Annotated in this window: 12 protein-coding genes; 9 read left to right on the forward strand and 3 right to left on the reverse strand. The window is 41.8% G+C overall.

All coding sequences use genetic code 11. From position 1 onward, the window contains the following. Positions 1-38: 38 nt before the first annotated feature. Together J2W55_RS21455 and J2W55_RS21460 are read left to right on the forward strand one after the other, a co-directional pair. Entirely contained in the window at positions 39-254 is a 216-nt protein-coding gene (locus J2W55_RS21455; protein WP_076371974.1) for a hypothetical protein, read from the forward strand. A gap of 245 nt (positions 255-499) precedes the next feature. Next, positions 500-793 carry a DUF3892 domain-containing protein gene (locus J2W55_RS21460; protein ID WP_310100918.1) on the forward strand — a complete coding sequence of 98 codons (294 nt, stop codon included), beginning with the start codon at positions 500-502 and terminating at the stop codon, positions 791-793. 74 nt (positions 794-867) lie between these two features. Here J2W55_RS21460 and J2W55_RS21465 read toward each other — a convergent pair whose 3' ends face one another. Next, positions 868-1,452 carry an O-methyltransferase gene (locus J2W55_RS21465; RefSeq protein ID WP_310100920.1) on the reverse strand — a complete coding sequence of 195 codons (585 nt, stop codon included), beginning with the start codon at positions 1,450-1,452 and terminating at the stop codon, positions 868-870. Positions 1,453-1,854: 402 nt separating this feature from the next. Here J2W55_RS21465 and J2W55_RS21470 point away from each other — a divergent pair, with 402 nt between their 5' ends. From J2W55_RS21470 to J2W55_RS21485, 4 genes are all read left to right on the forward strand, one after another. Further along, entirely contained in the window at positions 1,855-4,575 is a 2,721-nt protein-coding gene (locus tag J2W55_RS21470; RefSeq protein WP_310100923.1) for a carboxypeptidase-like regulatory domain-containing protein, read from the forward strand. A gap of 58 nt (positions 4,576-4,633) precedes the next feature. Next, on the forward strand, positions 4,634-5,038 hold the full coding sequence (locus J2W55_RS21475; protein ID WP_310100926.1) for a DUF1761 domain-containing protein: 405 nt from the start codon (positions 4,634-4,636) through the stop codon (positions 5,036-5,038). A gap of 116 nt (positions 5,039-5,154) precedes the next feature. Next, positions 5,155-6,006: an aldo/keto reductase gene (locus tag J2W55_RS21480; protein ID WP_310100929.1), complete on the forward strand. Its 852-nt coding sequence runs from the start codon at positions 5,155-5,157 to the stop codon at positions 6,004-6,006. A gap of 74 nt (positions 6,007-6,080) precedes the next feature. Further along, a complete protein-coding gene (locus J2W55_RS21485; RefSeq protein ID WP_310100932.1) occupies positions 6,081-6,509 on the forward strand; it encodes a hypothetical protein in 429 nt (142 codons plus the stop codon). Between the two features lie 96 nt (positions 6,510-6,605). Here the strand turns inward: J2W55_RS21485 and J2W55_RS21490 are convergent, their stop codons facing one another. Continuing rightward, the gene (locus J2W55_RS21490) at positions 6,606-6,896 is read right to left on the reverse strand and encodes a YciI family protein (protein WP_310100935.1); all 291 of its coding nucleotides are present in this window, start codon (positions 6,894-6,896) and stop codon (positions 6,606-6,608) included. 203 nt (positions 6,897-7,099) lie between these two features. Here J2W55_RS21490 and J2W55_RS21495 point away from each other — a divergent pair, with 203 nt between their 5' ends. The 3 genes from J2W55_RS21495 (at position 7,100) to J2W55_RS21505 (ending at position 9,578) form a co-directional block, all read left to right on the forward strand. Further along, the gene (locus J2W55_RS21495; RefSeq protein ID WP_310100939.1) at positions 7,100-8,266 is read left to right on the forward strand and encodes a galactokinase; all 1,167 of its coding nucleotides are present in this window, start codon (positions 7,100-7,102) and stop codon (positions 8,264-8,266) included. Between the two features lie 69 nt (positions 8,267-8,335). After that, positions 8,336-8,866, forward strand: a complete 531-nt coding sequence (locus J2W55_RS21500; protein WP_310100942.1) for an RNA methyltransferase — start codon at positions 8,336-8,338, stop codon at positions 8,864-8,866. A 52-nt stretch (positions 8,867-8,918) separates the two neighbouring features. After that, complete coding sequence (locus J2W55_RS21505; protein ID WP_310100945.1) at positions 8,919-9,578, forward strand: YdeI/OmpD-associated family protein; 660 nt, start codon at positions 8,919-8,921, stop codon at positions 9,576-9,578. A gap of 126 nt (positions 9,579-9,704) precedes the next feature. Here J2W55_RS21505 and J2W55_RS21510 read toward each other — a convergent pair whose 3' ends face one another. Beyond that, a complete protein-coding gene (locus J2W55_RS21510) occupies positions 9,705-12,278 on the reverse strand; it encodes a phosphoenolpyruvate carboxylase (RefSeq protein ID WP_310100948.1) in 2,574 nt (857 codons plus the stop codon). Positions 12,279-12,499: the final 221 nt, after the last annotated feature.

Genomic DNA, 12,499 nt, shown 5'->3' on the forward strand with positions numbered 1-12,499 from the left:
TAAATGGGGTTTACATTAAAAAAACAAAAGAACTTATCATGGCAACAGAAAAAGGAAGCGGTATTACCGCTTATTCAGTAAAAACAAAAACTAAAAATGTACCAATGATCGATCCTGTTATTGACATTAAATCGGGAAGGTACATAGCAACCGGTAAAGATAGCGCTGGCAATAAAATGGCAGCCATTATGGGTAAAGCAACTGCCGAAGAACATATTAAAAACGGCAATGCCAAAAAAGGCACTGGCTGGTAAATCATAAAACACCCTGGTTTGGGCTGCTTGCTTTAAGCCAGGGTATTTCTTCACCCCCCTCTCTGTTATCCGATTATTTTATAGTTAAGCCCCCCGCTTAATTAAATAAAATCCAATGCTTTTCGGATGCATCCTGCAAAATAGTCAGGTAGTTTTACGCAAAATCAAATGGGTGAAAACACCTATTTATTCATTTTGTCATTTGTTTTAATTTTATCATACCTAATAATTAAAACAAATAAACAATGTCAGTGCGCATACTTTGTATAATAACAGATGCTAAACACCATGAAAACCCTTACATAGCGATAGATGCGCTTGAATGGGTAAATGAGCGTATCAAAGTAAAGGGGGTTACCGAACGGGCAAAACTTTACGATTGGATTAAGGATGGCGACGGTGAAGCTTACATTCTTGACGAATATGGTAATAAAACCAGTTTGATCCCTGCTGTTTGTCCCAAAGGGAATAAATATGTTAAAACGGTTAATGATGAGTCGGAGCCCGACCATCTGTTTGCACTACCTCAAAGTGCATAGGCAGCGGTTACTGCCTATAGCTAATCATTTCCGTTCTTTTCTGGTTAAAATCGATCGTCTGTAGCTATAAACGGTTACACTGTCCTTTTTACACCTATCACAATGCCTGTTGCCCAGCACTGCCTGGTAAGCACCAGGTCGGTCCTTTGCTCCAATACTTCCAGCAAACTGATGGCTTTTTCATGATGGCCTTCGGGCCAGTTGGGCTGGGGCAGCATATCATCAATAATATATAATCCGCCTGGGTTAAGCATGGCTATGGCTTCGTCAAGCAGCAGGTACTTGCCGTGCCAGGTATCGGCAAAAATATAGTCGAACTTTAAGTGTTTGTTTTGGTCAAACCAATCGGCTCCATCAGTGCACACCAGCTGTAGCCGTTTATCGGCACTTAAAAATTGCCGTGCTATGGTCAAAAAGCGATCGTCATTATCAATAGAAGTAAGTGATGATGCACCATCCATACCATCAAGTATCCAGGAGGTGGATAACCCCGTTCCGGTACCCAGTTCTAAAAATTTGCCGCCGGGCTTTGTAGCAGCCAATGTTCGGAGTAAAGAGCAGGTTAAAACATCTGAGGCCATGCTAAACCCGCTCTCATTTGTGGCACTGTCAATATCTCGGTAAGCTTTGGGGTATCCTTGTTTTATTTCCTGATCCATGGGCAATTAAATGATTTTGATATTTTAATATTATTTACCACAAGTTTAATCATTAAAAGTACAATAACAAACAAATAAGGTAATTTTTATACCAAATACCGATTTAGTATTATGATTATTTCACCCAATCATATCAAGATATGATCCCGTTATTTTATTTTTACTATTGATGCCGCAAAAAGTAACAATCATGTTATTATCCCGGCAATCTGTCATATTGATCATAACTTTCCGTTTAGTTATAGCAAAATGGATAATCAGGATTTAGTGGGTTATTTAGCAACTGCATCATCATTCAGATCTTATCCGGTTTGTAAAAAAATGTTAAAAGGCATGCCGGCTCCGTATGCAACAACCTAAATGTTTATATTAGCCCCTGTTTGCCGCTTTATATTATATTTAATGATATCAAGAAAATTTTTACTCGTAATTTCTCTGCTGCTCCCATTTAGTTTTGCCGCTTTTGCGCAACAGGATAGCATCCCGCTAAGTACCGTTATCGAAAAAACCGCCAAGTTCCAAAGCAGTTACCCCATTGAAAAAGTTTACCTGCATATGGATAAACCTTACTATGCCGTAGGTGATACCATATGGTTTAAAGCCTATGTAACTGTCGAAAAACACCAGCCGTCGGGTTTAAGCGGTGTGGTTTATGTTGATGTTATTAATAGCCAGGATTCGGTGATGGAAAACCTGCGGCTACCTGTTAAAAATGGTTTCGCCAACGGCAACATCACACTTTCTGGCGATACTTATAAACAAGGCAGCTATCGTATCAGGGCCTATACTAACTGGATGCGTAACTTTGATGCAGATTACTTTTATGACCATACCATTAATGTGGGCAACGCCATTGACAACCAGGTAAACACCTTTATAACCTATAAGAGTAAAGCTAAAAGTACTACCGTAAAAGTTGATGCCGATATTACTTATAAAGACCCGGCCAATAACCCTTATGCCGACAGGCGGGTAAGCTGGCAATTAATACGAAACGGCGACGCGGTAAGTAAAGGCAGCGGCCGTACCGACGCCAAAGGGCACTTAATAGTTGATATCCCTGAAAATGACCCGGCCATTATAACATCAGGCTCATTGGTAACGGCAATTGATATGGGCGAACGAAAATCGGTTACCAATTCGTTTTCATTAAAGGGCGCGGTAAAAGGTTATGACGTACAGTTTTTTCCCGAAAGCGGGCAGCTAACCAACGGCATCCGGTCAAAAATTGCGTTTAAAGCTATTAACTCCAAAGGGCTGGGAGTTGATGTTAAAGGCACCGTTACCGATGACCAGGGCACCGTTTTGGCCAATTTAACTACCGCGCATTTGGGTATGGGTGTATTTGCCATTACCCCCGAAACCGGCAAAGCCTACACAGCACATATCACTTTTGACGATGGATCACAAGCCACCTATAAATTACCGAGAGTGCAGGCTATGGGTATAAACCTGGCCGTATATAGCCCTGATCCGGACAACCTTACCGTTAAAATATCAGCAAATGAATTGTTTTTACAGCGTAAGCAAAACAAAAGTTTTTACTTAGTGGCGCAAAGCGGCGGCGTTGTATATTACGCGGCACAAACGGTTTTGCAAAACTTGGTTTATTCGGCCAATATCCCTAAAAGCAAATTCCCTACAGGCATTATACAGCTTACCCTGTTTTCATCGGGCGGATATGCCTTGTGTGAACGCGTAATATTTGTACAGCATAATGACCAGTTGAACCTCACTTTAAAAACCGATAAGCCATCATATACCACCCGGCAAAACGTAAAAATAGCCGTATCGGCAAAAGCAAATACTACTCCCGTTGTGGGCAGTTTCTCGGTAGCTGTTGTTGATGATACCAGCGTACCTACCAATGAGGATGCAGAATCGACAATTTTAAGTAACCTGCTGCTTACATCAGACCTGAAGGGATACATTGAAAAACCGAATTATTACTTTAACAAACCCGACCAGGAAAAACTTGATAACCTGGATATCCTGATGCTTACTCAAGGGTACCGCCGTTTCTCCTATGAAGATATCCTGGCCGATAAAAATCCACCTATTTTCATTGCACCGGAGCAAGGCATCGAAGTATCGGGCATATTAAGAACCACTACGGGTTTGCCCGTTGGTAAGGCAAACATACGCCTGCTTATTCCCGACAGGAATTTCTCGACAGAAACGATAACTGACCTGTCGGGTAACTTTAAGTTCTCCAATGTGGTGGTAATGGATACCTCAAAAATAACCTTAAGCGCTCGCAACAATGTGAACAGCAAAAACCTGGTGATTAACGTTAACGGCGAACTGTATCAGAAATTAAGTAAAAACCCTAATCAGCCTGACGAAATTGTGAATATTGACAGTGCCATGCGCCCATACCTTGATAATGCCCGCAGGCAATATCAAAATTCGCGCGTACTTAAAGAGGTGGTGGTTAAGTCAACCAAGTTTGAGAAAAAACCAAGTCATAATGATTTTGGCACATTCGCGGGGCTGCCGGGTCAGGCCGACCATGAAATATCAGGCGACCAGTTAAAGGATTGTCCTCTTTTAGTAAACTGTTTAAGCACCATGGCCTTTGGTTTAACTTACGTTGATAACAACTTTTATATTACCCGTGATTATAACGCCGGGAAAAAAGTACCGGTGCAGATATACGTTGGAAGCATGCCGGTTGATGTAAACTTTCTGTCGACTATAACCGGTGCCGAAGTGGCCTCTGTGGAGATATTTTTAAAGGATGGGGTAAGCGGCATTAACCGGATGAACCAAACAAACGGTGTGCTGATCATCAATAAAAAAGTGATCAAGAAACAAAAGATAACCCTTGCCCAATTACAGGCGCTTATTCCCAAACAAAATGTAGTGACATTTGCCATACAGGGTTATAATAAGGCCAGGGAGTTTTATATGCCTAAATATGATGTTACCAAGGCAGGTGCACTTGGGGCCGACCTCCGTAATACCATTTACTGGAACCCTAAGATAATAACCGATAAAAACGGCGTAGCGTCATTTAATTTCTTTAACAGCGATGCCCGCGGCTCATACCGCGCCATAATTGAAGGTTTGGATTCAGAAGGTAATTTAGGCAGACAGGTGATACATTTTGGGGTAAAGTAACTGTGTGATAATTAAGGATTTATTTTCTTAATTTTATTATACACATAAACTTATCATCATGAATCCTTCGCTGATCAATTGGGCTGCTGTTGTGGTAGCTGCGCTGTCTTCTTTTATAGTGGGCGGCATCTGGTATTCACCTGCATTATTTGCCAATGCCTGGATGGCTGATAATAAATTGAATACAGACAAACTAAAAGCTTCGAGCAAATTACGCTCTTTTGGCATGACGGCTATATTCTCGCTAATTATGGCCGCAAACCTGGCCGCCTTTTTGGCCGATGACAAAACCGACCTGACATGGGGCACAACGGCTGGTTTCCTGGCTGGGATCTGGACGTTTAGCGCCATAGCTATCATGAGCCTGTTTGAACTTAAAAGCTGGCGCCTGATATTTATAAACGGAGGCTATAGCCTGGTATCACTAACGCTGATGGGAGCTATTATTGGTTGGTGGAGATAACCTAACCGGTCGGTGTCCGGGTATTTCAGGCGTTGTATCAAATTTACAATCGACTTATAATATTCTTAAACAATGGAGCCATATTTGGGTTGAAACTTATAACAACTACTATTACAATGGCAAATACATTTGAAAAAACTTTCAGGTTGGGCGGCGACTACACTATAAACCGCCTGGGTTATGGCGCTATGCGTATTACCGGCCAGGGCATTTGGGGTCCACCTAAAGATAAAGAGGAATGCATACGCGTTTTAAAGCGGGCTGTTGAGCTGGGCGTTAACTTTATTGATACTGCCGATAGCTACGGTCCACATGTATCAGAAGAGCTGATTGCCGAAGCCCTTGCACCCTATCCGGCCGGGTTGGTGATTGGTACCAAGGGTGGTTTACTGCGTACCGGTCCAAATGAATGGCCCATCGACTCATCGCCGGCTCATTTAAAAGAAGCACTGGAAGGCAGCTTAAAACGTTTAAAACTTGAGCAGATAGATCTGTACCAACTGCACCGCATTGACCCCAAAGTACCTGCCGAAAAAACGTTTGAATTTTTACAGAAAGCACAGCAGGATGGCAAGATCAAACACATTGGTCTGTCTGAAGTGAGTGTGGACGATATTAAGAAAGCACAGGAATTTTTTGAAGTGGTGTCGGTACAAAACATGTACAGCGTTGACAACCGCAAGTGGGAAGCCGAGCTGCAATATACCCGCGAGCACGGCATTGCCTTTATACCATGGTACCCATTGGGCGGCGGCAATGTTCAGGGTGAACAAATACTGCAAAGAGTGGCCGATAAATACAGTGCCACCATACACCAGATAGCCTTAAGCTGGCTGTTGCACCATTCACCAAATATTTTACTTATTCCCGGCACATCAAGTGTTGAACACCTGGAAGAAAATATGAAAGCAGCCGATATAGCCTTAACCGAAAATGACATACTGCAACTGGAAGCTTTGGGCGGATAAATAAAATTGCGGTCTATCCTGTAAAATAAAAAGGATGTCGTTATGTTTACGGCGTCCTTTTTTTATTGGTACAAATGCATCAACGCGCAGATATGAACATGAAAAGCAAAGAAGAGATCCTGAATAGTTTTTATACCCCAGGTAACGACCGCCAGCCCGAAATATCTGCAGAAGACCTTTTAAATGCTATGGAAGCCTACAAAGACCAGTATGCAGAACAAGCTTTTACCGCGGCCCGCAAATTAAAGGATAACACCTATGAGTTTGCCACTTACGCAGATTACGTGCGCCATACCCAACAGTTACTTCAAAACGAACTGGAAAAGCCTGATGAATTAGCGGATGCCATCGCTTTAGCCGCCAACAGTGTTCTGCCTCACTTCTTACCTGACGACAATGCGGTAAACCAGTTTTCGTTTGAATTTACCATGAATGCCATAACTTATACCGCCTTTTATACTAAAGATAACAATGGCTATTGGCAATTAAGCAGCTGGAAATAAACGTTAGCAAAGTATCCCATTCGCCTTGCTGAGCGCCGGCTTTTGTACTGGAAAAGATGCTTCACTCTGTTCAGCATGACAAATTCTTTTTTTATATCATACATCGGCCACTCTATACGGCTTTACATCAACTGACTCCCATATTTTTTGCGTAATATAAGGTTCGTTCTTTTTCCAGGCTTCCAGCTCCTCCTCGGTCTCAAACTGCATTATAATCACAGAACCTATCATATTTCCCGCTTCGTTCAATATAGCCCCGCCTATAATGTAATTGCCGCTTTGTTTCAGAGCCTTTACGCCATCTAAATGATGCGGCCGCACGTTCATACGGCGTTGCAACGCGTCTGCATCGGTATAATCATATCCGGTAATCAGGTATTGTTTCATGGCCAAAACTTATCATGTTCTTATCCAACATCAAAACAGTTTTTCTGTTTTAGTGTCGCTTTTTATAAAGCTATAAATTAAAAATGGTTGTAAAAACCCCATACCAGCGGCAAAGAATATTTTTTTTAAATTAAAATTAAATTTATAACTGTAAATTTGACAATTTTTACAATATTTGTTTTCCAAATAAACAAACCTGTATAATGAAGAATATTTTACACCAGGAATTTAACAAGCTTTATAACAAAGACGCAGATTATATATATTTTTCGCCGGGACGGGTAAACCTTATTGGCGAACATATTGACTATAATGGCGGCCTGGTTATGCCATGTGCCATTACCTTTGGCACTTACCTTTTAATTTCACCTAATGAGGATAACGTTTTCCGTTTCAGGAGCCTGAATTTCACAGACCAGCAGGATGTTCCTTTACAACAACGTTATGAAAAAAAAGGGAATGGCTGGTTTAATTTTCCTATTGGTGTAATTGATCATTTCTTAAAGGACGGCCATCAGCTCAAAGGCCTGGATATGCTTTATTATGGCGATATCCCCATTAGCTCGGGCCTTTCATCTTCAGCTTCTATTGAAGTGGTTACAGCTTATGCCCTTAATAACCTGTTTAACTGTGGATATAGTAAGCTTGACCTGGTTAAATTGTCAAAATCAGTAGAAAACAACTTCATTGGTGTAAATTCAGGCATTATGGACCAGTTTGCCGTTACTTTTGGCGAAAAAAACAAGGCCCTGATGCTTAACTGTGATACGCTTGACTACCAGGCGGTTGATAGTAACCTGGGCGAATACGTTTTGGCTATCATTAATACCAATAAACCCCGCCAACTGGCCGAATCAAAATATAACGAGCGGGTACAGGAATGCCAGGAGGCGCTAACCGCCCTGCAAAAAGACCTGGATATTAACTACCTGTGCGATATTGATGCTGATACCTTTAAAAAACATGAGCACTTGATAACAAACCCTGTAGTGTTAAAGCGGGCCAAACATGTTATTGAAGAAAACGACCGTGTAAAACTGGCCGCTGTTGCGCTTGCAGACAATAACCTGGCTGAATTTGGCCGGTTGATGTATGCTTCGCATGATTCCCTGCGCGATTTGTATGAAGTTAGCGGCGTTGAGCTCGATGCCGTAGCGGAATACAGCAAAACCAACCCTAACGTTGCCGGTGCACGCATGACCGGCGCTGGATTCGGCGGCTGTGCCATAGCATTGGTAAAAGGCGATGCTTTTGAAGATTTTAGCCGTGAAGTAACTCAGTATTATACCGATAAAATTGGTTATGCCCCATCGGTTTATAGTTCTTTAATTGGCGATGGCGTAGGTTCACTGAATGTAGCCGTAAATTAAGCGATTAATCAATACTTTTGCGCTGTTAAGAGTCCATGGTTATATTTCGTGGACCATGGACTATAAAATATGCGCAAATTAAAGTTAGAAGAGCTAAACCGGGCTTCGGTTGATGAATTTAAGGCACAGGATAAGCTGCCGGTAGCAGTAGTACTTGATAATGTACGCAGCATGCACAACATCGGTTCTATTTTCCGTACCTCAGATGGTTTTGCAGTTGAACAAATATGTCTGTGCGGTATCACCGCGCAGCCCCCACATCGCGAAATTGAAAAAACGGCTCTCGGTGCCACGCAATCTGTTAACTGGAACTATTATGAAACCCCTTTGCAGGCTGTAGAGCAACTTCGCCGGGATGGTTATAAGATCATCGCAATTGAACAAGCCGAAAATAGTACCATGCTCAATGAATTTACTCCTGCAGAAAACGAACGGTATGCTTTGATATTCGGCAATGAGGTAAATGGCGTAAGCGACGAGGTAATGCAAAATATCGATGCCTGTATCGAGATCCCGCAGTTTGGCATCAAGCATTCTTTTAACATTGTAGTATCGGCCGGCATAGTATTGTGGGATTTTTTTGCCAAAGTGACGAAATAGATAATTGATACAAATTTCTTATTAAATTGGCTGTACATTTTCCGTTCAAGCTATGAACCCACTCGCGAAAAAACTACAAATAAAGCCAAATTCTCGCTGGTTGTTGTATAACGCCCCGGCCCATTATGCAGATGATTTAACACCCCTCCCTGCTGACGTTGAAATAAACTTCAATATAAATGGCCATTACAACGGCGTGCAGCTATTTATTATCAATAGCGCTCAGCTGGAAGCCGATCTTCAAATAATAGTACCCTTATTAAAGGATGATACCATATTATGGATCATCTATCCCAAAAAGAAGTCGGGCATAGTTACCGATTTGGAAATGACGGGCAGCTGGGATGCGCCAACCCGGTATGGGCTACGCCCGGTTGCTTCTGCTGCGATTAATGAAACATGGACAGCGTTACGTTTTCGTCCTGTTGAACAGGTTAAAGTTTCAGAAGGCCGTGCCGAAGCCGTAAAGAGTAATGAGTACGGCGCTTTTATTGACGTAGCTAACAGAACGGTTACCTTGCCTGATTATATCAAAGCCGAACTTGAACAACATACCGGTGCACTGGCCTGGTTTGAACAGTTGGCTTATAGTAATAAAAAGGAATACGTATTATGGATATTAACCGCCAAACAGGAAAAAACGCGCCAGGACCGCTTGGCGAAAATGGTAGAAATGCTGATCAATAAAAAGAAAAATCCTGCAGATAAGTAATTAAGGCAGCGCAACCATCAAAAAACAACTGAGGCAACAACCATGCTGAAGCGGCGAACGATCTATTCGCCAACTTGCATGTTCGTTAACAGATCTTTCGCTGTCTCAGAATGACAAAAAAAGCCCTTACGCTAAATTCCGCCCAGCGTTCACAATACCATAAACAGTTCTGATCACCAGTTTATCATATATCTCGGTAAGTTCGCTGTCGTCGCTGCTATTCAGGCGTTGTAAAGCATAGTGCTGAATGATCACCAATGGCAATACAATCTTTTCACGTATGGCTATAGAGCGGCGTTCAACAGGATATTCTTCCATCAGTACGGTGCTTCCGGTCAGTTCAAGTAACATTTCGCGGGTGAGGTCAAACTCATTCTTAAGCAATTTCCAGAACTCGCCAAACTTCTTATCCTTTTCCAGATATGCGGTTACTCTAAAATCTGATTTTGACATAGACATCATACAGTTATCCAGCATTGTTTTGAAAAAGCCCGAAGTTCTGTACAACTCTTTTATCTCCTGCCAGTTACCATCGTCCTTTACCTTTTTCAAGGCAGTGCCCACACCGTAAAAGCCGGGAATATTCTGTTTAAGCTGGCTCCATGAAGTTACAAAACTGATAGCCCGCAGGTCTTCAAGTTTCAATGGCGCCCCGGCATTTCTTTTTGTTGGTCTGCTGCTGATATTAATACGCGACAATAATTTAAGCGGACTGTATTTTTCCAGGTATTCTACAAACATAGGATGCGCGCGCAGGGCCATGAATAGCTTATAACTTTCATCGGCCATTTGCGATATAAGGTCCTTGTGCCTGTTATCAAGCAGATCGTTATGGTTAGGGTGTAATGCGGATATGATGCCTGCATTGATCAGCTGCTCCATATTGAACCGGGCGGTTTCAATGGAACCATATTGCGAGCTTACAGTTTGCCCCTGTATGGTGAGCTGAATATGCTCATTAGCTATCTCATTGCCCATAGAGGCATAAAAACGATGGGTTTTACCACCGCCACGGGCCGGAGGGCCGCCCCTGCCGTCAAAAAACGCCAGGCTTATTCCATACTGACGGGCCATGGTAGTTAACTCAACCTTGGCCTTGTATATAGACCAGTTGGCCATCAGGTAACCACCATCTTTGGTACTATCAGAAAAACCAAGCATAATGGTTTGCCTGTTACCTCGTTTTTTTAAATGCTCGGCATAATACGGATGGGTATATAACTGTTCCATGATCTGTGCCGCACGGGTCAAATCATTAACGGTTTCAAACAGCGGCATGAAATCAACACTCAAACTATCTTTTTTCCACCCACTCCATAAAAACAGATCAATAAGCTGTAAAATATCTGATGACTGCTGGCAATTGCTGATAATAAAGCGTTGGCATGCCTTTTCGCCATTGCTTTTTTGAATTTCCTGCATTAGCCTGATCGTGTTCAGGGTGTCGCGGGTCATGTCATCGGCTTCGTCGGGACAATGGAAATCAGCTTCGTTAAAACTTATTTGTTTTAATTTCTCTTCTTCAGTTAAGCCGGAATACCCTTTAACTATACCAGTTTTAATATTTTTTACACTATAGTCAAATACACTGCGTAAAACGCGGCTATCCTGTCTGATATCAAGCGTGGCAAAATAACAGCCAAATAAACGTACCTTTTGTATCAGGTTTTCAACAATATCAACAAACAGGCTATCGTGATCAGTCACGATGGTTTGTTTAATAGATTGAAGCAGGCTCAGTAATTCGCCCTGCAGATTCTTAGGATCGTGCTGTTCGTTGGCATTCTTATATATCAATTTCTCCAGCTTTGCCATAGCTTTTTCAACACCTCTAAAGGTAATGCGGCGCTTAAGCACCTTAAAATCGCGATAATAGCACCTGAACAAACGCTGTCTTAAAAAGCTGGCCACCTCCCTTGTGGTTTGCGTGGTAACGTTAGGATTGCCATCCCTGTCGCCTCCCGGCCAAAAACCAAGCTCAAGCACCTGATTGTCGGCTGCATCAATATCAAATTCTTCTTCAAGTTTTGATTGGATACCCGATACGGCGTAATAAAATATGTTTTCTAAAAACCATGACAGGCTAACGGCTTCATCAACCGGGGTTGGCGATGTTTTGTTAAAGAATGGGGTTTTTCCCAACTGCTGCAATAATACATCAATGTTTGGAATGTCATTAACTTTAACCGCTTCTATAAGATCGGTCATGATGCCCAGCACAGTGCCCGGGTAAAACTGGGTTGGATGCGCCGTAAGCACAAGCCTCAAAGAAAAATCCTTAAGCTTTTCACTGATCTTATTGCGTGTTTCATCGCTCATTGTAGCCTGGTGCAACAAGCTCTGCAACGTGCCCGAATCATCAAACTTACCTATTTTGTTAAACGATGAATCTTCAATAGCGTCAAACAAAACCACCTGGCGTTCAATATATTGTATAAACCTGAACAAACGGTTTATCTGTTCGCGATGGTCAATATCCGGTACATATTTTTTAAAGAACGTTTCAATAATATCAGTAGGCGATGCTTGTTTAATTGCGCCTTTTTCACAGTGAGAACTAAAAAACGGCAATAAAATACCGGTGTCTTTTACCTGGTAAAAAGGCAATGTTTGAAACAAACTGTTATATAACTCAAACCGTGTTACAACCTCGTTGTTAAAAGTTGTTTCTTTTTGACTGAGTTTTAAGGTTAATGACATAGTTCAAAATAATTGGTAAAAATTGAGCGGTACCGGCCAATGCACAAAACCGGGGGTGAATTTAATTATCTAAAATTAAAATTCTGCTAAAAGTAGTTAAATTTATAAAAGTATTATGATATTGATACCAAATTTACCAAAATACGGCATAAAAATTAAATTATTGTAAATTTGCACCTGAATTTCGAATTAAAAAGACGTTAAAGAAATCATTAGGCATA

This window comes from Mucilaginibacter pocheonensis (assembly GCF_031456535.1).
GTDB classification, from domain to species: domain Bacteria; phylum Bacteroidota; class Bacteroidia; order Sphingobacteriales; family Sphingobacteriaceae; genus Mucilaginibacter; species Mucilaginibacter pocheonensis.